The organism is Ruegeria sp. AM4 (assembly GCF_056540665.1).
Genome location: NZ_JBQFXD010000011.1, coordinates 1 through 21,061, shown reverse-complemented (window position 1 = coordinate 21,061; position 21,061 = coordinate 1). Strand labels below are relative to the sequence as shown.

At 59.9% G+C, this 21,061-nt stretch carries 21 protein-coding genes; 12 read left to right on the top strand and 9 right to left on the bottom strand.

Annotation, left to right across the window (positions count from 1 at the left end; all coding sequences use genetic code 11):
- Window positions 1-2: 2 nt before the first annotated feature.
- Together ACR0JA_RS17715 and deoC are read right to left on the bottom strand one after the other, a co-directional pair.
- Entirely contained in the window at window positions 3-2,336 is a 2,334-nt protein-coding gene (locus ACR0JA_RS17715; RefSeq protein WP_480577902.1) for an aldehyde dehydrogenase family protein, read from the bottom strand.
- A 47-nt stretch (window positions 2,337-2,383) separates the two neighbouring features.
- Entirely contained in the window at window positions 2,384-3,382 is a 999-nt protein-coding gene (gene deoC, locus ACR0JA_RS17710) for a deoxyribose-phosphate aldolase (RefSeq protein WP_480577899.1), read from the bottom strand.
- Window positions 3,383-3,583: 201 nt separating this feature from the next.
- On the opposite strand from deoC, the gene ACR0JA_RS17705 reads away from it, so the two are divergent.
- From ACR0JA_RS17705 to ACR0JA_RS17680, 6 genes are all read left to right on the top strand, one after another.
- Complete coding sequence (locus ACR0JA_RS17705; RefSeq protein ID WP_480577896.1) at window positions 3,584-4,537, top strand: metal ABC transporter solute-binding protein, Zn/Mn family; 954 nt, start codon at window positions 3,584-3,586, stop codon at window positions 4,535-4,537.
- A 3-nt stretch (window positions 4,538-4,540) separates the two neighbouring features.
- Window positions 4,541-5,344 carry a metal ABC transporter ATP-binding protein gene (locus ACR0JA_RS17700; RefSeq protein ID WP_480577893.1) on the top strand — a complete coding sequence of 268 codons (804 nt, stop codon included), beginning with the start codon at window positions 4,541-4,543 and terminating at the stop codon, window positions 5,342-5,344.
- A 3-nt stretch (window positions 5,345-5,347) separates the two neighbouring features.
- A complete protein-coding gene (locus tag ACR0JA_RS17695; RefSeq protein ID WP_480577890.1) occupies window positions 5,348-6,553 on the top strand; it encodes a metal ABC transporter permease in 1,206 nt (401 codons plus the stop codon).
- Window positions 6,550-7,479, top strand: coding sequence for a metal ABC transporter permease (locus ACR0JA_RS17690; protein ID WP_480577887.1), 930 nt, complete (start codon window positions 6,550-6,552; stop codon window positions 7,477-7,479). The genes ACR0JA_RS17695 and ACR0JA_RS17690 overlap by 4 nt, the downstream gene beginning before the upstream one ends.
- 282 nt (window positions 7,480-7,761) lie before the next feature.
- Window positions 7,762-9,612 (top strand): DNA mismatch repair endonuclease MutL, encoded by a 1,851-nt coding sequence (gene mutL / locus ACR0JA_RS17685; RefSeq protein WP_480577884.1) that lies wholly within the window; start codon window positions 7,762-7,764, stop codon window positions 9,610-9,612.
- Window positions 9,613-9,664: 52 nt separating this feature from the next.
- Window positions 9,665-10,894, top strand: a complete 1,230-nt coding sequence (locus ACR0JA_RS17680) for a DNA recombination protein RmuC (protein ID WP_480577881.1) — start codon at window positions 9,665-9,667, stop codon at window positions 10,892-10,894.
- A gap of 3 nt (window positions 10,895-10,897) precedes the next feature.
- On the opposite strand, the gene ACR0JA_RS17675 is transcribed toward ACR0JA_RS17680, so the two are convergent.
- Genes ACR0JA_RS17675 through ACR0JA_RS17665 form a run of 3 tightly spaced genes read right to left on the bottom strand, consistent with a single transcriptional unit; the run spans window position 10,898 to window position 12,664 of the window.
- Window positions 10,898-11,302, bottom strand: a complete 405-nt coding sequence (locus ACR0JA_RS17675) for a hypothetical protein (RefSeq protein WP_480577878.1) — start codon at window positions 11,300-11,302, stop codon at window positions 10,898-10,900.
- Window positions 11,303-11,355: 53 nt separating this feature from the next.
- Window positions 11,356-12,000, bottom strand: coding sequence for a ChrR family anti-sigma-E factor (locus ACR0JA_RS17670; RefSeq protein WP_480577875.1), 645 nt, complete (start codon window positions 11,998-12,000; stop codon window positions 11,356-11,358).
- A gap of 10 nt (window positions 12,001-12,010) precedes the next feature.
- The gene (locus ACR0JA_RS17665) at window positions 12,011-12,664 is read right to left on the bottom strand and encodes a sigma-70 family RNA polymerase sigma factor (protein WP_480578270.1); all 654 of its coding nucleotides are present in this window, start codon (window positions 12,662-12,664) and stop codon (window positions 12,011-12,013) included.
- Window positions 12,665-12,806: 142 nt separating this feature from the next.
- Here ACR0JA_RS17665 and ACR0JA_RS17660 point away from each other — a divergent pair, with 142 nt between their 5' ends.
- The 5 genes from ACR0JA_RS17660 (at window position 12,807) to ACR0JA_RS17640 (ending at window position 15,867) form a co-directional block, all read left to right on the top strand.
- Window positions 12,807-13,580: a DUF1365 domain-containing protein gene (locus ACR0JA_RS17660; RefSeq protein WP_480577872.1), complete on the top strand. Its 774-nt coding sequence runs from the start codon at window positions 12,807-12,809 to the stop codon at window positions 13,578-13,580.
- A gap of 85 nt (window positions 13,581-13,665) precedes the next feature.
- Window positions 13,666-13,983 carry a DUF3775 domain-containing protein gene (locus ACR0JA_RS17655; protein ID WP_480577868.1) on the top strand — a complete coding sequence of 106 codons (318 nt, stop codon included), beginning with the start codon at window positions 13,666-13,668 and terminating at the stop codon, window positions 13,981-13,983.
- A 122-nt stretch (window positions 13,984-14,105) separates the two neighbouring features.
- On the top strand, window positions 14,106-14,333 hold the full coding sequence (locus tag ACR0JA_RS17650; protein WP_480577865.1) for a YjiS-like domain-containing protein: 228 nt from the start codon (window positions 14,106-14,108) through the stop codon (window positions 14,331-14,333).
- 46 nt (window positions 14,334-14,379) lie between these two features.
- Window positions 14,380-14,580, top strand: coding sequence for a hypothetical protein (locus ACR0JA_RS17645; RefSeq protein WP_480577862.1), 201 nt, complete (start codon window positions 14,380-14,382; stop codon window positions 14,578-14,580).
- Between the two features lie 162 nt (window positions 14,581-14,742).
- Window positions 14,743-15,867, top strand: coding sequence for a tetratricopeptide repeat protein (locus ACR0JA_RS17640; RefSeq protein WP_480577859.1), 1,125 nt, complete (start codon window positions 14,743-14,745; stop codon window positions 15,865-15,867).
- Between the two features lie 36 nt (window positions 15,868-15,903).
- Here ACR0JA_RS17640 and ACR0JA_RS17635 read toward each other — a convergent pair whose 3' ends face one another.
- The 4 genes from ACR0JA_RS17635 to ACR0JA_RS17620 are packed head-to-tail and all read right to left on the bottom strand — an operon-like array spanning window position 15,904 to window position 19,403.
- Complete coding sequence (locus tag ACR0JA_RS17635) at window positions 15,904-17,046, bottom strand: saccharopine dehydrogenase family protein (protein ID WP_480577856.1); 1,143 nt, start codon at window positions 17,044-17,046, stop codon at window positions 15,904-15,906.
- 3 nt (window positions 17,047-17,049) lie between these two features.
- Window positions 17,050-18,105 (bottom strand): saccharopine dehydrogenase, encoded by a 1,056-nt coding sequence (locus ACR0JA_RS17630; RefSeq protein WP_480577853.1) that lies wholly within the window; start codon window positions 18,103-18,105, stop codon window positions 17,050-17,052.
- A gap of 14 nt (window positions 18,106-18,119) precedes the next feature.
- A complete protein-coding gene (locus ACR0JA_RS17625; protein ID WP_480577850.1) occupies window positions 18,120-18,734 on the bottom strand; it encodes a glutathione S-transferase family protein in 615 nt (204 codons plus the stop codon).
- Between the two features lie 18 nt (window positions 18,735-18,752).
- Window positions 18,753-19,403 carry a histidine phosphatase family protein gene (locus ACR0JA_RS17620; RefSeq protein ID WP_480577847.1) on the bottom strand — a complete coding sequence of 217 codons (651 nt, stop codon included), beginning with the start codon at window positions 19,401-19,403 and terminating at the stop codon, window positions 18,753-18,755.
- A 135-nt stretch (window positions 19,404-19,538) separates the two neighbouring features.
- Between ACR0JA_RS17620 and ACR0JA_RS17615 the strand changes: the two genes are divergently transcribed.
- On the top strand, window positions 19,539-20,726 hold the full coding sequence (locus ACR0JA_RS17615) for a Zn-dependent hydrolase (protein ID WP_480577844.1): 1,188 nt from the start codon (window positions 19,539-19,541) through the stop codon (window positions 20,724-20,726).
- The last annotated feature ends 335 nt before the right edge of the window (window positions 20,727-21,061 follow it).

Genomic DNA, 21,061 nt, shown 5'->3' with positions numbered 1-21,061 from the left:
CCCTACTCGCCGTAGGGCACCCAGATATTTTTCACTTCGGTCGCAGCCTGAAGGAAGCGGCGGGAATGGTCCATGCTCCAGTCAAATGCCGTCGCGTTATTCGCCCAGGTCCGTTTCAGGTTCCCGGCTGACACAGCCTCGATCTCTTTCGACAGGTCAGTGGACGAGAACGACCAGACCGCATCGACATTCAGATGCGAGGCCAGTGGTTTCGCCAGTTCCGCGTGGCTGCCGGTCAGGATGTTGACCACGCCAGCAGGCACGTCCGAGGTTTCGAGTATCTGGTAGAAATCGGTTGCCGCCAGCGGATATGGCTCTGACGCCACCAGAACCGTCCGGTTGCCCATCGCAATTGCCGGAGCCATGGCCGAGACCAGACCCAGCAAAGGGGCCTCATCCGCACACAGCGCGCCGATGACTCCAACCGGTTCCTTCATGGCAATCGCCACGCCCCTGATCGGAACGCCGTGCACCTGACCGTCATATTTGTCGGCCCAGGCGGCGGCAGTGAAAAGGCGCTGGATCGCGGTCTCGACCTCTTTCGCGCCGTCCTTTTTGCCGGTCATTGCGTCGATACGTTCAGCGAACTCTCCGGCACGAGCCGAGAGGTTTTCGCCAATGTAGTAAAGGATCTGCGCCCGCAGATGGCCGGTGGTCTTGGACCATCCCTTGGCCCCTGCCGCTGCCTCGACGGCGTTACGGACGTCCTTGCGGTTGGCAACGCCCACATGCCCCAGCAGGCCGGACTTGCCCCAGACGGGTTGGGAATAGCCGCCATCAGGCCGTGCCTGCTTTCCGCCGACATACATCTTGGCGGTGCGATCGATAGGATCGACCGGGGCACCTTCGCCCATCACCGCCTCAACTTTCGCCAGCGATTTGCCCTTGCCCTTGGGCTTGGTATAGGCCGCCAGACCTTCCCAACCGCCTTCACGACCAAATCCGCTTTCGCGCACGCCGCCAAACCCGGCGGCAGCATCGAACAGATTGGTGGCATTGACCCAAACCACGCCCGCAACCAGCTTGGGTGCGATATCCAGCGCGAGGTTCACATTCTCGGTCCAGACCGTCGCGGCCAGACCGTAGCGGGTGTTGTTGGCCAGCTCGACCGCCTCTTCCGGTGTGCGGAAAGTGGACGAAACAAGCACCGGGCCAAAGATCTCCTCCTGCATCAATGGGTCCGACGTCTCGAGCCCCGAGATCAGCGTCGGCGGGTAATAGCAGCCATTGGCGGGCAGATCACAGGCGGCCTGATGTACGCGGCCAACCGTGTTGCTTTCGACCATTCCCTTGATGGTTTGCAGCTGGACCGGGTCAACAACCGCGCCCACATCGATGCATTTATCCAGCGGATCGCCGACGCGCAGCTTATCCATGCGGGCGCGCAACTTGTCGTGGAAGCGATCAGCGATGCCCTCTTGCACCAGCAAGCGCGAGCCGGCACAGCAGACCTGACCTTGATTGAACCAGATCGCGTCGACCAGACCTTCAATAGCCGAATCGATGTCGGCGTCGTCGAACACGACGTAGGCGGACTTTCCACCCAACTCCAAGGTCAGTTCCTTACCTGATCCAGCGGTTGCTTCGCGGATACGGCGACCAACCACGGTCGAGCCGGTAAAGGCAACCTTGTCCACATCCGCGTTCACGATCATCTCGCCCACAGCACCGTCGCCGGTCACGATGTTAACGACGCCCTTCGGCAATCCAGCCTGCGAGCAGATGTCGGCGAACAGCAGCGCGGTCAGCGAGGTATACTCGGCCGGCTTCAGAACCACTGTATTGCCCATCGCAATCGCAGGCGCGATCTTCCACGCCAGCATCAGCAAGGGGAAGTTCCACGGAATGATCTGCCCGCAAACGCCCAGTGCCTCGGCATCGGGCAACTCACTTTCCATCAGCTGCGCCATGCCCGCGTGATAATAGAAATGCCGCTGCACCAGTGGGATATCGATGTCGCGAGACTCGCGGATCGGTTTGCCGTTGTCCATGCTTTCCAGCACCGCAAACAGGCGCGAGTGCTTCTGCAACAGCCGCGCGATGGCATAAAGGTACCGCGCACGACCCGCGCCGCCCAGCTTCGCCCATTTGGGTTGCGCCTTGCGCGCGGCCGCAGCGGCGGCATCCACATCGGCCTGCTTCGCCTGTGTCAGTTTGGCCAGAACCTCTCCGGTCGCGGGATTTCGGCTTTCGAAGCCTTTGCCGGGCTTGGTGAACGTACCATCGATGTAGTGACCGAACTTATCGCCCTGATCGACCAGCCAGGCCAGAGCCTCGGCAGCGCTTTCGGGGGCGGGTCCGTAGTCCATGGTTTCGAAAATCTCTTTGACTGTCATGACTTCATCTTTTCCCAAATACTCACCGTCCAGACGTTGCCACAGGCTCAGCCCATCGAATGCCTGTAACCAGCCGAGTAAGCCCCGGTCACATAGTGTTCCAACTGCCGCTCAATATCACCAAGCAGCGATGACGCGCCAAAGCGGTACAGGTCAGGTTGCAACCAGCGGTCGCCCAACTCGTCCTTGATCAGCGACAGATAGACCAGCGCATCCTTGGCTTTCGAGATACCGCCCGCAGGCTTATAGCCCACCCGATACCCAGTGCGGTCATAGTAATCGCGGATTGCGCGGATCATCACCAGCGAAACGGGCAGGGTGGCGTTGACGCTTTCCTTGCCAGTCGAGGTCTTGATGAAATCCGCACCGGCAATCATGCACACCAATGAGGCGCGCGCGACGTTGCGCAGGCTGCCCAGTTCCCCGGTGGCAAGAATGGCTTTCACATGCGCATCGCCACAGGCCACGCGGAAGGCCTTCATCTCATCGTACAAGGCCTGCCAGTCGCCCGACAGCACATGGCGGCGTGAGATCACGATGTCGATTTCCTCGGCTCCGGCCTTCACGCTTTCCTCGATCTCGGCCACGCGCAGGTGAAACGGCGATAGACCAGCCGGAAAGCCGGTGGACACGGCGGCAACCGGGATGCCGGTACCTTCCAACGCCTTTACTGCGGTTTCGATCATGTCGTGATAGACGCAGACCGCGCCCGTGGTGATCGCAGGCATGTCCAACGCTTGCAAGACCGAACGGGCCACGGGCTGGCGCGCCTTGGCGCACAAGCGACGTACACGTCCGACCGTGTCGTCGCCCGACAACGTGGTCAGGTCGATCATGGTGACCGCCTTCAGCAGCCACGCGGCCTGGTACTCTTTCTTGACCGAGCGCCGACCGGGCAGGGTCGCGGCGCGGCGCTCGATGGCCGAGGTATTGACCTGCACCGCGCGCACCCAGTCCAGATCCAGATCCATTCCGGGGTTCCTGGGCTCGGTCACTTGCGGCAGATGCGCGGTGCGCACGGGGCTTTCTGAGCTCTGCGGTTTCATCATCACGTCCTTTAGGGAGGTTTGCGCCAAAATCGCATGGGTTGCGGACAAATGGAAGGCTTGGCGATGGCTGAAAGTACAAAAATTTGACCATTTGGACAAATATTTGTTCTTTTCTGCGAATAATTCTCAATAGCATTGACTTAGTTGCGAATGGTTCGCATATTCATTTGCAACAGGACCCTTAATCCGAGGCCGTAGATGATTCGCCGAAGCTTTCTTGCTGCTCTTGCTTTTGCTGCCACCTTGCCGTTGGCGGGCTGGGCCGAGGCACCGCTGAAGGTCGTCGCCACCACCGGGATGATCGCCGATGCAGTTCGACAGGTCGGCGGTGATCAGGTCGAGGTTACGGGCCTCATGGGCCCCGGTGTCGACCCGCATGCTTATCGCCAGACCCGCAGCGACATCGTGGCGATGACCCGCGCCGACCTGGTGCTGTGGCACGGCCTGTATCTTGAGGCGCAGATGGAGGATTTCTTCCACGATCTGGGCCGCAAGCGGACCGTTGTGGCCGTAGCCGAGGGGATCGATCCGTCCAAGCTGCGTGCTCATGACGATTATGCCGAAAAATACGACCCGCATGTCTGGATGGCGCCGACGTTGTGGCGCGATGTGGTGCACGAGGTTCAGGCAGCTCTGACTGATGTCCGACCGGATGCCGCCAGCATCTTTGCCACCAACGCGCAGGCGCATCTGGCCGATCTGGATCGCCTGACGGCCTATGCGCAAAGCGCGATGGCCAGCATTCCAGACCACAACAAAGTGTTGCTTACCGCCCATGACGCATTTGGCTATTTCGGTGAAAGCTTCGGGTTCGAAGTCTTGGGCATTCAGGGCATCTCGACCCAGTCCGAGGCCGGTCTGAACCGAATCGGCGAGCTGGTTGACCTGCTGGTCGATCGTCAGATCTCGGCTGTTTTTGTTGAAAGTTCGGTCTCCGACCGCTCGATGCGAGCGCTGATCGAGGGTGCTGCGGCCAAGGGTCACGAGGTTAGGGTCGGGGGCGAGCTGTTCTCGGATGCGATGGGCGAACCGGGCACGTATGAGGGCACATATGTCGGCATGCTCGATCACAACATCACCGTTATCGCCGGTGCACTGGGCGGAGATGTGCCCGGACGCGGCATGGACGGCAAGCTTTCGGCGGGGTTTTAGACCATGCTGGATCTGGTCAGTGATCAGGGCGTAACCGTTCACGAACCCCAACCGGACAATAGCCCGCTGGCCGTGCGCGGGCTGACCGTTTCCTATGGCCAGAAACCGGCAGTGTTTTCGGTCGACATGACGGTACAGCCCGGGGCCATGACCGCGATCATCGGGCCGAACGGGGCTGGCAAGTCAACGCTGCTCAAGGCGGCATTGGGGATCGTGAAACCCCTGTCAGGGCAGGTGAGCGTTTTTGGCCAACCGCTTGAAGATCAACGGGCCCGTATCGCCTATGTGCCACAACGCGCAAGCGTCGATTGGGATTTCCCGACCCGGGTGATTGATGTGGTGCTGATGGGCCTGTCACGTCAACTTGGGCTTTTAGGTCGAATTCGCGCTCGGCATATGTCGCGCGCCATGGATTGCCTGAACAGGGTCGGCATGCGCGATTTCTCCGACCGTCAGATCGGGCAATTGTCCGGCGGACAGCAACAGAGGGTCTTTCTGGCCCGCGCGTTGGCGCAGGATGCCGACCTCTATTTACTGGACGAGCCCTTTGCCGGTGTCGACGCCGCCACCGAAAAGGCGATTATCGCGGTTTTGAAAGGGTTGAAACAGGCAGGCAAGACCGTTGTCGTTGTGCATCACGATCTGGCCACCGTCGCCGACTATTTCGACAATGTGTTTCTGATCAACACCCGCAAAGTGGCCGAAGGCCCGGTCGCCACGGCCTTTACCGCAGAAACCCTGCAATTGGCTTACGGAGGCCGTCTGGCCACGGCTCAGATCGACCAGATCTCGCGCGCGCTGGGGTAACCCATGCTTTGGGACGCGCTTGCCCTTCAGCTTGGATATAACGCCACGCTGGTTGCCATTGGGGCGACCCTGCTGGGTGTTTCGGCGGGGGTCACAGGGACGTTTCTGTTCCTGCGAAAGCGCGCTTTGGTCAGCGATGCGATCAGCCACGCCACTTTGCCCGGCGTCTGCCTTGCCTTCATGGTTTTGGTGGCGTTGGGAGGCGACGGACGTAACCTGATCGGGTTGCTTCTGGGTTCGGCCCTGTCTGCCTGGGCCGGTTTGCTGTGCATGACCTGGCTGACCCGGCACACAAGGCTGGCCGAGGACGCCGCAATTGGCGCAGTGCTGTCGGTCTTCTTCGGGTTCGGTATCGTGCTGCTGACTGTCATTCAGACCATGGGCGTTGGCCGTCAGGCCGGGTTGGAGGGGTTCCTGCTGGGCTCGACCGCAGGCATGCTCTGGGCAGATGCTCTGATCATCGCGCTGGGTGGCGCGGCCACGCTGTTGCTGGTTCTGGTGATCCGCCGTCCGATGTTGATGGTGGCGTTCGACCCTGAATATGCCGCCGCCCAGGGCGTGCAGGTACACCGCGTCGATCTGGCGATGATGGGGTTGGTGATGGCAGTCACGGTGGTTGGCCTGAAAATCGTTGGTCTGATCCTGATCGTTGCGCTGCTCATTATTCCACCGGTGACCGCGCGGTTCTGGTCCGAACGATCGGACCGGGTGGTCCTGCTGGCGGGACTGGCCGGAGGGCTGGCTGGGTATCTTGGCGCTGCCGTCTCTGCTTCAGCCCCGAACCTGCCGACGGGGCCGATTATCGTGCTGGTCAGTTTCGGATTTTTTGCCCTGTCGCTGCTTTTGGCCCCGGTGCGGGGTGTGTTGGCCGCCATATTGCGCCATCTGAGGTTCCAGCGCCGGGTGCATATCCGCCAGGGGCTTCTGGCACTGGCACAGGATCAGACGATATACGAGCCCCTAACCCTACGCCTGCTGCGCCGCGCAGGCCTGCTGCGCGCTGACGGTGTGCCGACCGACGCGGGCCGGGCACGCGCGGCCAAGGCCCTGCGCGACGAAAAACGATGGGCGATCGTGCGCGCCGATCAGACGCATGAGGCGACAGCCGCGCTCTATGACGGTTTGCGTGACATCGAAACCGTTCTTACCCAGGATCAGATCGACGAGATCGACCGCCGCATCGGTGGCCCGCAGGAGGTGCGCCCATGAGCGGAGCCGAGTTTGTCCCGCTGTCCCTGACGCCGCTGCTGATCGGTACCTTTGCAGCCATCGCCTGCGCCTTGCCCGGCAATTTTCTGGTTCTGCGCAAACAGGCGCTGATCGGGGACGCCATCAGCCATGTGGTTTTGCCCGGCATCGTCGTTGCGTTTCTGCTGACCGGCACGATCTCGACCTCGCCGATGATGCTGGGGGCCGCCGGGGCTGCCATTGTCGCCGTAGCGATGATCGAGGCGATCCGGCGTCTGGGTCGGATCGAACCGGGCGCTGCGATGGGGGTGGTGTTCACCACGATGTTTGCGGCGGGCGTCTTGCTGCTTGAACAGACCGATACGTCGACCGTGCATCTTGACGTGGAACACGCGCTGTACGGAAATTTGGAAAGTCTGATCTGGCTGGATGCCACCGGCTGGTCATCGGTGCTGGATGCACAGGCGCTGGCGGGACTGCCGCCCGAACTACCGCGCATCGCCCTGACTCTGCTCGGCGTATCTCTGTTCACATGGCTGTTCTGGCGGCCACTCAAGATTTCCACCTTTGACGAAGGGTTTGCGCGCACCATCGGAATCCGCACCGGCGTGCTGGGTTTGGGGCTGGTGATGACAGCTGCTATCGCCGCCGTCGCGGCGTTTGACGCAGTGGGTTCTATCATCGTGATCGCGATGTTCATTTGCCCGCCCGCTGCGGCGCGGATGATGACGAACCGGTTGGAAACCCAGATCGCGTGGAGCGTTGTTTTCGCCACTACTTCGGCAGTGTCCGGTTATGTTCTGGCCGGGTACGGGCCAATCTGGCTGGGTGGTGCCGCTGCAGTCAGCGCCGCAGGGATGATCGCCACGATGTCGGGCCTGATTCTTGCGCTGACGGCCAGGTTCGGTCCTTGCCGAACCCGTGGAGGCGCCCCGGCGACCGCTTGATTTGGCGTATTCACGCCAATGGGTTCCGCAGGGTTTCGGCTGATCTTCGCCAAACGGAAACAATCATGCATTCTTAATAAGATTTATGCGCAAACACGTGTTAACCGTCATTCAATTGTTAACAGGATGACCACCACTCACCTTGGATTGTCCGGCCGCTTATGCTCATGATCGCTTCCCCCTTGTCGACATGAGCCCAGCGGCCGGACATCTCGATTCTTGAGGGCAAGCTACTCTCTATTTGGTGGCAGAATCGGACTGGGCTATGCTAGGTATGGGGGTATGGCGCAGGCAAACCCCAATATCAGCGATATTCGCCCCGTAATTCGGCAGCTGGACGATTCTGCGATCAATCGCATCGCCGCCGGTGAAGTGGTTGAACGCCCAGCCTCTGCCATCAAAGAATTGGTGGAAAACGCCATTGATGCCGGTGCAGACCGGATCGCGATTGAAATCGCCGACGGGGGCAAGACGCTGATTCGTGTCACCGACAATGGTTGTGGCATCGCGGCACCGGATTTGCCACTGGCCCTGTCGCGTCACGCCACGTCGAAAATCGACGGCTCGGACCTGTTGAACATTCACACCTTCGGGTTTCGGGGTGAGGCGCTGCCATCGCTGGGCGCGGTTGGACGATTGACGATCACCAGCCGGGTCCCGGGGGCCGAGGCTGCACAGATTCACGTGTCCGGCGGCAAGTTGGAGGCGGTGAAACCCGCAGCCCTGCGCGCCGGCACAGTGGTCGAGCTGCGCGACCTGTTCTTTGCCACACCTGCGCGGCTGAAATTCATGCGCACAGACCGGGCCGAGGCGCAGGCAATCTCCGACACGGTCAAGCGGCTGGCGATGGCCGAGCCTGCGGTAACCTTTACCCTGCGCGATGTCTCGGGCGGGGGCGAGGGGCGCGTGACCTTCCGCGCCGATCGCGAGAACGGCGATCTGTTCGATGCGCTGCACGCGCGGCTGGCCCGCGTGATTGGGCGCGAGTTTGCCGAGAATGCCTTGCAGATCGATGCCACGCGCGACGGGATCAGGCTGTATGGCTATGCCGCCCTGCCAACCTATTCTCGCGGTGCGGCGGTGGCGCAGTACCTGTTCGTCAATGGCCGCCCGGTGCGGGACAAGATGCTGACGGGCGCGCTGCGCGTTGCCTATTTCGATTTCCTCAGCCGCGACCGGCATCCGGCGGCGGCGCTGTTTGTCGATTGCGATCCGACGCTTGTGGATGTGAATGTGCATCCGGCAAAATCCGAGGTCCGGTTCCGCGACCCCGGGGTGGCGCGTGGATTGATCGTCTCGGCGCTTCGGCACGCGCTGGCCGAGGCTGGTCATCGGGCGTCTTCAACCGTGGCAAACGCGACGCTGGGCGCGATGCGGCCCGAGCCTGCACAACCTGCCCCGGCGCGGGTCTACCAAATGGACCGGCCCTCACCTGCTGCGCGACAGGCAGCCTATCAGGCACAGTCCCCGGGATTTGCGGAACTGTCGCAGGATTACAGCGGTCGCATTGTGGAAACCGCCGCTGCTGTTGCCGACGAACCTCCGGTGCAGGATTTACCCTTGGGGACTGCGCGGGGGCAAGTGCATGAGAATTACATCATCGCCCAAACCGCCGATGGTATGGTGATCGTGGATCAGCATGCAGCGCATGAGCGGTTGGTTTATGAAAAGCTGAAAACCCAGATGGCCGAAAACGGAGTCGCCGCGCAGGCCTTGCTGATCCCCGAGATCATCGAATTGTCCGAAAGCGATTGTGCGCGCCTGCTGGCGGTGGCGGACGACCTGTCGCGCCTTGGTCTAACGCTGGAACCCTTTGGCGGCGGGGCCATCGCCGTGCGCGAAACCCCGGCCATTCTGGGCGAGGTCGACGCGCGGGCCCTGATCCTCGATATTCTCGACGAACTGGCCGATCAGGGCGATAGCCAGACCGTACAGGCACGGATCGAAGCGATCCTCAGCCGGGTGGCCTGCCATGGTTCGGTGCGGTCTGGCCGCCGGATGCGGGCCGAGGAAATGAACGCCCTGTTGCGTGAGATGGAGGCGACGCCTCATTCCGGGCAATGCAACCACGGGCGCCCGACATATGTGGAACTGAAACTGGCCGATATTGAACGTCTGTTCGGGCGGAGTTGATCCCCTTGCGCGCAGGCGCTATGAAGAATAAAACAAGAACATCCGAGGCGACATGATCGAGATTGCTGGCACCCAAGTTGCGCTGAATGACCCTGTGGTTTTGACCGTCGGCGGCGTGGTCGCGTTGATCCTGTTGCTGCTGTTTCTGTCCCTGCGCGCGGCCCAGCGATCTGCCCGGATGGCCGAGCCGTTGGCCCGTCAGATGGCGCATCTTGGCCAGCACGTACAGCAATTGGGGCAGGGCCAGGAACAGCTGCGCGGCGGATTGCAACACGTCTCGGACACGCAGGCCAATGCGCAGGTGCAAGTGATCCAGACGGTTGAATCCCGCCTGTCCTCGGTCCAGCAGCAGATGAATGACCGGCTGGCGGACAACGCGATGAAATCGGCACGTGCGCTGGCCGAGATGCAGGAACGGATGAAGGAATCGCTGCACGGCTCGTCGAAACAGACCGCGACCTCGCTGACGCAATTGCAGGAACGTCTGGCGGCCATCGACAAGGCGCAAGACAATATTACCAAGCTGTCCGGCGACGTGCTGTCCTTGCAGGATATCCTGTCGAACAAGCAGACGCGCGGGGCGTTTGGTGAGATTCAACTGAACGATATCGTGTCCAAAGCTCTGCCCTCGGACAGCTTTCAGCTACAGGCAACGCTGTCGAATGGGCGTCGGGCGGATTGTCTGATCAACTTGCCGAACCCTCCTGGGCCCATCGTGATCGACAGCAAGTTCCCTTTGGAAGCATACGAGGCGTTGATCGCCTCGACCAATGATACCGAACTGAAAGCGGCGGTGCAGATGTTCCGCAGCACCGTGCGCAAGCACATCACAGATATTTCCGAGAAGTACATTCTGGACGGTGAGACCGCAGATGGTGCGCTGATGTTCCTGCCGTCCGAGGCAGTCTATGCGGAACTGCACGCCAAGTTCCCCGAACTGGTGCAGGAAAGTTTCGGCAAGCGCGTCTGGATCGTCTCGCCCACCACCTGCATGGCGACGCTGAACACGATGCGCGCAATCCTCAAGGACGCACGGATGCGGGAACAGGCGGGTGCAATCCGTAAGGAATTGGGGATGCTGCACAAGGATGTGGAGCGGCTGGGCGACCGGGTGACCAATCTGGACCGCCATTTCGGGCAGGCGGCCAAGGACATTTCCGAGATCAAGATCAGCGCCGAAAAGGCCGGTCGCCGCGCGCAGCGGCTGGACAATTTCGATTTCGAAGAACTGGCCCCCGATGATCACACCAATGTGGTTCCATTGGGCAAGTCCGAAGGCTAGGCCCTACTGGATCGAGAGGTCCAGATTGTAGCCAACTGTCTTACCGGTATCGCGGTCATTGCCCATCAGGTAGACGCGGATCGTATAATCTCCGTCCTCGGGCAGATCGATCCGCGCAGTGTTTCCGTCCATTGAGCCGTTGTAGATCGCAGCACCGTCGCTGCCGGGTGGTAGAATGTTGAAATAGATCACACCGTTGCCGTTGGTATCGCTGACCTTGAGCTCTGCAAACATCTCCTGCCCAGCTTTCGCACCCAGTATGTAGTCGAAGTATTCGTTGCCTGTAACGGCCCCGTTTACCATCGTTCCGAAATTGCCTGGCTGGAACTTAACATCGGCCGTCATTTGCGCCGACGCGACCGACGCCGACCCTAACAGTGTCAAGGAAAGCGCAATTGCTTTAGTCATCGTGGCGTTCCTTTTCTTCTTATCCGGGCCGCAGGAAATGGCAGATCCGACTATCAGATGCGCAGGAAGGGCTGGAACAGGCGGGGCATCAGCTTACCGAATTTCAGCCGCGCATCCGTGACCGCAAGACAGATGCAGTCTTCGGTGATATCGGCGGTCGGTGTGTGGTGCAGGCTCTCATCCGCGATCTCGACATCGCCCCGGGCAAAATGGTCGACCTCGTCCGAAAAGGCACCTTTCAGGACCATGGTCAGTTCGATGCCCTTGTGGCTGTGATCCGGAACCGCTGTACCTGCAGGAATGAACAGCAGCCGCGCGGTGGCCTCGCGCGTGGTCGGCAGGATCGCTTGTTTCACGCCCATGCCGATGGGTTTCCAACGGATCGCATTTACGTCTCCGCCGACATAGTCCTGTAACGGGGTGGGCAGGACCGAACAGGCAGGCCGCGCGGGCTTGGGTGTCGGCGCACCCTGCGCGATCAGGGCCATCGTATCCGCCAACGCGCCATCGTCCATTGCGACCGACTGCTCTTCGAGCACGTGTCCGCCCACGGCCTCAAAGCTTTCGGCACGCGCCCGGCAATGGTCGCAGAGCGACAGATGTGTGGCGACCATCAGGTCGAACGCCTCGGGCAGAGTCCCTGCGGCATAGGCCATCAGCAGCTCGTCCGTCAGGTGATGTTTTATATCCTTGCTCATATTGTTCATCTCAGTTCATCGCATGGCGCAGGCGGTCCAGCGCCAGCCGTATCCGTGATTTGATCGTGCCCAGCGGTAATCCGGTCTGAGATGCAATCTCTCGATGGCTCAGATCTCCAAAATACGCCTTCTCGATCAGCTGTCTTTGCGCTTCGGGCAACGCCGTCATGGCGTCGCGCAACTGCGCGGTTTCCTGTTGTAACGCGATCACATCTGCCTGTTCAGGCTCTGCCTCGGGTCCCCAGCCCAGCTCTTCGGGTTCGGGACGGCGCTGCTTGCGCAGGACGTCGATGCGCTTGTTGCGGGCAATAGTGAACACCCAAGTGGCCACAGTGGCCCGGGTCGGATCGAACAGATGGGCCTTGTGCCACAAGGTCGCCATCACCTCTTGCGCGCATTCCTCGGCGGTTGTCGCGTCCGAGCCCGACTTGATCAGGAACGCTTTGACGCGGGGCGCGAAATGCCGGAAGAGTTCGGCAAACGCCGCCTGATCCTTGTCATCGCGAATGCGCTTTATGTGCAGCACCCATTCCTGGCGGGTATCGCTGTGCTTCGATCCGTTCACCGATTTGCCCCTGACGCGTTTGCGCACACCCCGCACTGCCACCGCATCGGCATCAGCCAATGGCGCGTCCAGGATCGCACTGTCAGTCTCGGTAAACATGTCCACATTACGTGGCTCTCCCCAGGCTGGATCACTTTTTTGGATCGTTTTAATCCAGATTTCGTTAAATATCGTAATGCGGGTCAGAAGATTGCAAGGAAAATCATTCCTCGTGAACAGTTTACGGGCAAAGCAGCAGGGCATGAACGCAGTGGATCATATTGCAGGGCATACCTATCACGGGCGAAAGGGCGCGATCGAAAACGCCTTTCGCTATTCCGTGGACTACATTCTGTTCGACCCCGAGGCAAAGCCCGAAACACCGCTACTGTTCTCTTTTGACCGACCCAATGTCACCAATTGGCGGGATCGCGATCATGGCGGCGTGCCGGGCAAAGGTACCGGCGCTGCGTGGTTGCGTGCGAGGTTTGACGAAATTGCGTTTCCGCAACCCGCCCGCATCACACTGCTGACGCAGCCGCGCGTTCTGGGCCACGTGTTCAACCCTGTCAGTTTCTGGTTCTGTTTCGATAAGGCCGACCGGCTTTATGCGGTGGTGGCCGAGGTGACAAACACATACGGCACGCGGCACAGCTATCTGTGCCACAAGCCCGACTTGTCAGAAATCGAGCCCACGGATCGCATTGTTGCCGACAAGCAGATGCATGTGTCACCGTTTCAGAAGATCGAAGGGACATATACGTTCCGCTTCGATTACCGCGCCGACCGTGTGGGCGTCTGGATCGACTACACACGGGAACAGGGCGGCTTGATCGCAACCCTGACGGGGTCGCGGCAAAGGCTGACCAACCGTGCAATCCTTTGGGCGCTGATACGGCGCCCTTTTGGGGCACGCCGCGCCTTTGCCCTGATCGTGTGGCAGGCGCTGAAACTCTGGGCGAAGAAGGCCCGTTTTGTCCCGTTCCGCTCGGTGCCTGTTCCGCCACAACCGGTATCTCGCTCGCACCAGCGGTGACCAGCGGGTTTGCGTAAGATCAAAGACGGCGCTGTTTCGGGATGCTTTGGATAGGTCAAAGCTGCGAACGCAAGGAGTTGGTCATATGCTGGAGATTTCGCCAAGAAAAGTTGCTCAGGTTGCCATGATGGGGCGTGAACTGCACCGGGCCGAGGGCGAAATGCGCGCCTTTGTCGACCGGATGAGCGAGGATGAACAGGCTGAACTGGTGGCGATCATGTGGATCGGCCGCGAGAGCTTCTTTGCCGAGGACCTGGCCGAAGCCGTCGCCACCGCCAAGGCCGAAGCCTCGACCCCCTGCGCCGACTATCTGATCGGCACCCCGCACATGTCTGACCATCTGGAAAATGGTCTCGATGCATTGGGAATATCGGCCGAAGATGTCGAAAATGATCTGATGTAGCGGTTCTCCGCCCGACCGTCCAAGATTAACAGACGTTAATTTCGGGATGTGGCAAGCTTAATGCAACGCTCCTTTATCTGAACTGTGACGACAAAACCCAGTCAGACCAGGAGGAGAATGCAATGCAGAATGTCAGCACAGTACGCCCACAAAACGGCATGTTTGCCGGGCTGTTCGCCGACTACGCCGAGGCGCGGGTCGAGCAATTCCGCCGCAAGCACTTTGCCCATACCGTACGCGAGCTTGAACGCCTGAACGACACGCAATTGGCAGATATCGGCGTGCCCCGCGATCAAATCAAACGGCGCGCTTACGACAGTGTCTATCACCAGAAACCATACCGGCACTGATCAGTCGGTGCACGTCTTGAAATGAAGTTTTGCGAAAGGTAGCCCGATGTTTGATGAAGTCCCGATGAACGAGCAGGACCCGATGGCCAGTTCTTTGCGGCTGTTTGACCGTGCAATGCGGATTCGCGTGATCAAGGATGATATCGTCCGCGCCGCACAGCAACTCGACGGTTTGAACGACAAACAACTGGCCGAGATCGGAGTCAACCGCAGCGATATCGAAGATACGATCCGAAGGTATATCTGAATGGACGGATCCAACTACGCTCGAGTCTGAAGGCCATTCCGAGTTGTCGGTGTGGCCTTTTTTCATCATCGGTTTATTGAGGTTTTGGTCGCGGTGATTGGCATGGACAGAACCGGGTGAATCGCCCATGCGTTGGGGGCCGATTTACTTTTGGTTGATTGAATGAACTCAGATACACTTGCTGATCCGCCCAAACGCAAATCGATACTTGCCCGGCTGCTGACCGGTCTTGTGCTGGTGGCCATCGGCGCGGTTATGATCTTGGGCCGTGAGCACCAAGATCTGGTTGAGACCTGCAACTTTGGTGTGGCGGACCCGGCTGAGAAACTTGCCGCTTGCGACACGTTGTTGAAATGGACGGCGTATAAACCATCGACGCGGTTGTTGATCCATCGGCACAAGATACGGGTTCATATGTTGCAAGAGGATTGGGAGGCGGCGCTGGGCGAAGCGGATCTGGCGATTGCAGCCGATCCGGAAAGCCCTGTTCCGTGGCAGTGGAAGGCCAAGATATTTGTTGGGCTTGATGATTATCGGGCCGCTCTGCGGGCGATAGATGAGGCACTGACACTCGAACCGGACAGTAAGCACTCCTTACGAACCAAATACAAATTGCTGACCAAGCTTGGAGAGTTTGAGGATTTAGATGAACTTGTCAGTGAGGATTGGGCCAATGGCGGAAATGCAGATTGGCTTCCACCTGGCGAACCTCAGAAAGTAACTTGGAACCCGTCTCAATTTCCCAAAAGCCACGCAGTTTTTCTAGATTTAACCGTGAAGCTGAGGGGCGAGCTATTAGATGACCTACACAATCCGGAACTTCGATGGAGATTTGCTTATCAGTGTATGATGTTGGCCCGTAGCTGTCCTCCATTGTTGCCTGAAAAACGATGGTCTTATCCGAACCTCGAATGCAATGATGTAGTAGAAGACTATTCACGGGAAAGATCCGTAGAAGTTGAGCGCATTCTAAAGAAAACAGAATATCAGACGCTGCGTGATCTTATGGATTCCGACGCTCAGCTCGCCAAGCACCGAATTTCAGGGGAATATGTGGGGACGGTTAGCAGTTGGCTCCACCACTCAGCCGATCAAACATTTCCATCTGATCTGGCCAGAAAGTTAATTCAAACTCACAATTTGTTTGACTGTGTATCTGGCGGAAAATTTGCCTATCTTGGAAAAACGGAAGAAGAAAAAGAGGAATTGGAGCGGGAAGTAGAGAAATATTATAACATGGCGTTTCGCATGAATTTGCTGGACTTGGCCCATGTTTACGCAAATTGAGCACAGACCGAGCCAAACCCGGTCGGCACCCTTAAATCAAACCGTGTGATCCACCACCTGCAAATGCTGCGCCAGCGTGTCGATTTCACCCATCCAGCCCTGCACCAGCTTCGAATCGCTCGGGGCCGCGTGGACGCCTGCCGGAATGGCGCGGTTCAGCACAGCCTCAACAGCCAGTGAAACCGGAATCGACACCAGGCGCGCCATGGCAGTGCCGCGCTCGTCGCCCCAGGCATCCATGACATAGGTTTTGTGCCAGACCGGGATGCCGTCTTTCTCGGCCTTCAGGCCCACGCATAGAACCACGCGGTCGGGTTCGCCCTCGTCATAGGCGTTCTCGGCCCAGAACTGATCCGACATCTCTTTCAGGCGGGCGTCGCCTTCGGGGCCGGACAGTGTTTCGATCTCGGTGAAGACATCCGACCACGCATCGGCCCAGCCGTTCAGACGCAGAGTGCCGCGGACGAATTCCTTGACGGTCCAGTGATCCTCGAACTGGTACTCGGCCATGAAGGGCAACGAGTCGCGGTTGGGGTAGACTTCAAAGCTTTCGGGGTTGGGCAGCGGCGCGATATAGCTGCTGATTGCGTCCCACGGGCGGGCGACGTCCAGCGGAGCGTAGTCGCGGATCGACTTGGACGGCGAACGCAGGGCCTTGAGAACCCCTAGCGGCGACCAACTGAACTTGTAGCGGAATGGGTTGGGGTTTTTGGGAATGCCGCCGCAGTAGGAGATGAAGCTCAGGTGGTTTTGCGCATCAAACGCGCCCGAGGCGCGGTAATCGGCGACCAGAGCGTGCGCCATCAAGTGGTCGATGCCGGGGTCCAGTCCGACCTCATTGACGAGCGCAACACCCGCGTCGCGCGCCTTGTCATCCAGCGCGCGCATCTCAGGTGCGATGTAGGACGATGAGACAAAGTTGGCCTGCTTTGAGATCGCCAGTTCCGCCAGCGGCACGTGCCAGTCGCCGGGCAGCATTGAGACGATCACATCGCCCTTTTCCAGCACCGCGCCAAGCGCTTCGATTTCAAAGGCGCGGATGTCGTCGGTCAGGTCTCCGACCTCGGCCTTGGCCTTGTCGATGGTCCGGTTCCAGACCGTGACCTTGTGCCCGCCTTCGATCAGGCGGCGCAGGCCGGGAATGGCCGACAGGCCGGTGCCACACCAATGAATCGTCATCGCTCAGATCCCTTCAATATGGGTTTTGTAGGTAACTTCTGCCCGACCCCAGACACCGCTGTCCAGATCGGACAGGGTCATAAGGGATGGCAGCAATTGCGCGGCATAGTCTTCCGAGCTTTCGACCGGCAGCATCGATGGCAGGTTGTCGATGGCCATAACGTCCATCACCGGGTCGATCGCCACGCGCAGCGCCGGGGCATCCCATGAGGTGGCGCGGTCATAGACCGGCACCGGGTTGTAGTCGCTGTCCGGGTCGCAGGCCACATCGCCGATTGCCGTCAGCTTACGTGGCGCAGTCAGCGCCTCTTGCGGGACAAATACCGGCGTGCCGGGACGTGCGAAGATGCAGTTCAGGAAGAGATCGTGGCCCAGAATTTCAGGGAACGGGCCACCGCTGGCGGTTTCGGCCATGTCCCATTTGGTGACGGAGACGCCCATCGCCTCGCACAGATCGGCCGCCCCGGTTCCCACGCGGCCCAAGGCGCCGATGACGATGGCGCGAGGGCGGTCTGCCCCGGTCGCATCCAGCTCGTCCAGCAGCTCCGCATTCAAAGCGTCTTTGCCTGCATAGACCCCAACTGGCGGGCATTCCTGCCCCCGTTGCTGCGCCGCCCATGTCTTCAGCGTGACCGCCGCACCTGCATATCCGGCCCAATAGCCAAAGGCGGCAACCCGGCGGCCATCCGCGTCCACCAGATACTCCAGATCGTAAAGTGTGCCGCCCCCTGCCTTAAACCGCTGCAACAGCGCGCGACCGGAATGCTGGCCCTTATAGGCATGGCCGAACATGATGTGGCGGTGGGGCAGGGGTGTGCCGTCCTCGGGCAATTCCTTGAGGCCAAAGATGATCGCATCCAGCGGGGCCTCGGGCCAGGAGTTTTCGGCGGCAATCTCGCAACCTACGTCCTTGTAACCCTTGGTCGGGATCGCCCGCACCGAGCTTTCCTCGACCGTCACCCGGATGCCTGCGGCGATCAGCATGGCCGCACCTTCAGGCGTCAAGCCAACCCGTTCCTCGTTCGGGCGCTGTTCTGCCCGGACCCAGAGATGTGTCATTTCAATTCCTTTAGTCAGAGCATTCCGGCGGCTCGGACCGCCTGAACGGAAGGGCGCGCCTCCATCGCGTCACGAAAGGCGAGAATCTTGGGAAAGGCACCGACATCGACACCGTCACCTTCCAGCCAGCTGCAAACCACATACAGATAGGCGTCGGCCAGCGAAAATGCCTCGCCCAGTACAAACGGCCCGCGCAGCCCGTTCGAAACGACATAGTCGCAGGATGCCGTCATCGTTTGGGGCACCTTGTCCTTCATGTCTTTCCAACTGGCCTTTTTGTCCGCCCAACGCGGCCCGCGCAGCCTGTGCGCGTGGTTCACATGCATGGTCGAGGCCAAATAGTACATCACCTCGCGCATCCGGGCCGCCATGATCGGATCGGCGGGTACCAGCCCGGCCTGGGGCGCAACCGCCGCGATATAATCCAGCAACGCGCCGGTTTCTGTCAGGATGCCGCCATCCACCACCAATGCCGGAACCCGGCCCTTTGGATTAATCTGTTTGTAGGCGGGTTTGGTTTGCTCGCCCGAGGCAAAGTCCAGCTTGATCGCCTCGTATTCCAGCCCGGCCTCTTCCAACGCGATGGCAACTGCGACCGAGATTGTGCGGGGGGCATAGTATAGCTGCATCATGTGTCTCCGATCCTGTTACAGATGGGTCTGCGCAAATTGCCGGTCCGGTGCTTCCAAATGCGGAACCGCATTGAAAAGAACCGGGCTCAGCTGCGCGCCAATCGGGTGCAGACGATGCATTGACGTGTTCATGATGGCAAGGGCCACCCTGGCCATGTTCGGTATGTCCAGACCCATCGCCTGTCGCACCACCATCGAAATCAGACCGCCCGAGGTCACCACGATCGCCGGCCCGCCCTCGGTTCCGATGTCGCGCAGTGCACCCCGGACGCGGGTTTCGAATTCGGCAAAGGTCTCAGGCGTGTTTTCAATCTCGCCATTGGCCCATGCGGCAAAGGTCCGGGGTAGATGCTCGACAAACCCCTCGCGGTCCGTGGGTACGGCGACGCCGTGCTGTTCCTGAAACAATTGCGCGATGGTGAAATATTCGATCTCGTTCAGCCGCGCGTCGCGGATCGGGTCACTCAACCCCATGCTGGCGGCGGTCTCGGCGTGGCGGGTCAGGGTGCCGCAATAGACCCTTGGATAGTGGCAGCGTGTATCCCGCAGATGCGTACCCAGCCAGCGCGCCTGCTGGTGGCCCAGATCGCTGAGCTTGTCGTAGTTAATCTCGTCCCGCGCCGCCGTGTTGGCCTGCCCGTGACGCACCAATGTGATATGCGACATGTCGGTCCCTCTTGCGCCGAAGTCTTAGGGCAGGTTCAGGGCAGGGACCAGAGGGGTTTGACCGGCATCATAAAAATTCCTCGCGCGGGGCAGGTATATGACTATGGTTGGGCGGACAAAATTCCGGAGACCCCTATGGCTGTCGATCCTGCGCGCTTTCTGACTGATCTTCACAAACTGCGTTCCTTTGGGGCGTCTGGGGTCGGCAAGGGCGTCATTCGCCCGGCCTATTCCCAAGCGGACATTGCCGCGCGCAAATGGCTTGCCGAACGCATGGCCGAGGCTGGTTTGACACCGCATTTCGATCCGGTCGGCAATCTGTTCGGTTTGGCCCCGGGCACGTCCCTACTGATGGGATCGCATTCCGACAGCCAACCGGAAGGGGGGTGGCTGGACGGCGCGCTGGGCGTGATCGCAGCGCTCGAGGTCGCGCGGGCCAGCGACGTGCCCATCTCGGTCGTGAGCTTTCAGGACGAAGAGGGCCGGTTCGGCGTGACGACCGGGTCCGCTGTCTGGTCCGGCGGGTTGCCGCTGGAACGGGCCGACACCCTGACGGACGCGTCGGGGACAAGCTTTGGCGATGCGCGATCCTCAATGGCTGACTTGACTGCCGAGTTTGTCGATCCCGCACGGTTTTCCGGCTTTATCGAGATGCATATCGAACAAGGGCCAACTTTGGACACCCATAACGAACAGATCGGCGTCGTGACGGATATCGTCGGCATTCGCGATATGGTCATCACCTTTGAGGGCCAGCAGAACCATGCCGGAACCACGCCCATGCATCTGCGTCGGGATGCGTTTCAGGCCGTTGCGCTGTTCAACCACCGGATCAACGACCGGTTCCGCAACGTGGTCACGCCGCAAACGGTCTGGACCATCGGTCGGGTGGACCTGCACCCCAACGCCTCTTCCATTGTGCCCGGCCGAGCGCGGTTTTCCATGCAATGGCGGGATGGCGACGCGGATCGACTCGCACGCATGGAAGCGATCATTCGCAACACTGCGCAAGAGGTATCAGAGGAACTGGGCCTGAACCTGGATTATGGCCCGATGCTCGGGCTCGAGCCTGTTGCCATGGATGGCACTCTGCGCCGCGCCTTGCAGGTCGGGGCCGAAGAGGTCGCGCCGGGGAAATGGCGGGACATGCCGTCCGGCGCGCTGCACGATGCCACCAATGTCTCGCGATTGATGCCTGTCGCGATGCTGTTTGTTCCGTCAATAAACGGGATCAGCCATGATTTCGCCGAAGACACTGCAGAAGGCGATCTGGTCGCCGGCCTGCATGTGCTGGAACAGGCGGTTCGCACTTTGAACGCGTAACGACAGGTATCTTGTGTTGCGTAACGGAAAAAAGTTTCCTAAAGGAAATATTGAAGCATACACCCGCATACATCCAGTCGCGCGCCGCTGGCGTTCGCCACAAAAAGAAACTTCAAATGCGGGCGCGGCCTCGCTGCTGAAGCCGACGCATTCGAACGTTGCAAAATGAACCGGTTGCGTCAGACTGACGGCATAAGCGCGGACAAATTGGAAAGAAACGGAACTTGCCATGACCGATACATTAAAACGCACTCCTCTTTATGCGCTACACGTTGAGTTGGGGGGTAAGTTGGTTGATTTTGCGGGTTGGGAGATGCCTGTTCAGTATCCGTTGG

Coding starts and splice junctions, on each gene's coding strand:
- ACR0JA_RS17715 (WP_480577902.1), bottom strand. CDS start 2,336: ATGACAGTCAAAGAGATTTTCGAAACCATGGACTACGGACCCGCCCCC.
- deoC (WP_480577899.1), bottom strand. CDS start 3,382: ATGAAACCGCAGAGCTCAGAAAGCCCCGTGCGCACCGCGCATCTGCCG.
- ACR0JA_RS17705 (WP_480577896.1), top strand. CDS start 3,584: ATGATTCGCCGAAGCTTTCTTGCTGCTCTTGCTTTTGCTGCCACCTTG.
- ACR0JA_RS17700 (WP_480577893.1), top strand. CDS start 4,541: ATGCTGGATCTGGTCAGTGATCAGGGCGTAACCGTTCACGAACCCCAA.
- ACR0JA_RS17695 (WP_480577890.1), top strand. CDS start 5,348: ATGCTTTGGGACGCGCTTGCCCTTCAGCTTGGATATAACGCCACGCTG.
- ACR0JA_RS17690 (WP_480577887.1), top strand. CDS start 6,550: ATGAGCGGAGCCGAGTTTGTCCCGCTGTCCCTGACGCCGCTGCTGATC.
- mutL (WP_480577884.1), top strand. CDS start 7,762: ATGGCGCAGGCAAACCCCAATATCAGCGATATTCGCCCCGTAATTCGG.
- ACR0JA_RS17680 (WP_480577881.1), top strand. CDS start 9,665: ATGATCGAGATTGCTGGCACCCAAGTTGCGCTGAATGACCCTGTGGTT.
- ACR0JA_RS17675 (WP_480577878.1), bottom strand. CDS start 11,302: ATGACTAAAGCAATTGCGCTTTCCTTGACACTGTTAGGGTCGGCGTCG.
- ACR0JA_RS17670 (WP_480577875.1), bottom strand. CDS start 12,000: ATGAGCAAGGATATAAAACATCACCTGACGGACGAGCTGCTGATGGCC.
- ACR0JA_RS17665 (WP_480578270.1), bottom strand. CDS start 12,664: ATGTTTACCGAGACTGACAGTGCGATCCTGGACGCGCCATTGGCTGAT.
- ACR0JA_RS17660 (WP_480577872.1), top strand. CDS start 12,807: ATGAACGCAGTGGATCATATTGCAGGGCATACCTATCACGGGCGAAAG.
- ACR0JA_RS17655 (WP_480577868.1), top strand. CDS start 13,666: ATGCTGGAGATTTCGCCAAGAAAAGTTGCTCAGGTTGCCATGATGGGG.
- ACR0JA_RS17650 (WP_480577865.1), top strand. CDS start 14,106: ATGCAGAATGTCAGCACAGTACGCCCACAAAACGGCATGTTTGCCGGG.
- ACR0JA_RS17645 (WP_480577862.1), top strand. CDS start 14,380: ATGTTTGATGAAGTCCCGATGAACGAGCAGGACCCGATGGCCAGTTCT.
- ACR0JA_RS17640 (WP_480577859.1), top strand. CDS start 14,743: ATGAACTCAGATACACTTGCTGATCCGCCCAAACGCAAATCGATACTT.
- ACR0JA_RS17635 (WP_480577856.1), bottom strand. CDS start 17,046: ATGACGATTCATTGGTGTGGCACCGGCCTGTCGGCCATTCCCGGCCTG.
- ACR0JA_RS17630 (WP_480577853.1), bottom strand. CDS start 18,105: ATGACACATCTCTGGGTCCGGGCAGAACAGCGCCCGAACGAGGAACGG.
- ACR0JA_RS17625 (WP_480577850.1), bottom strand. CDS start 18,734: ATGCAGCTATACTATGCCCCCCGCACAATCTCGGTCGCAGTTGCCATC.
- ACR0JA_RS17620 (WP_480577847.1), bottom strand. CDS start 19,403: ATGTCGCATATCACATTGGTGCGTCACGGGCAGGCCAACACGGCGGCG.
- ACR0JA_RS17615 (WP_480577844.1), top strand. CDS start 19,539: ATGGCTGTCGATCCTGCGCGCTTTCTGACTGATCTTCACAAACTGCGT.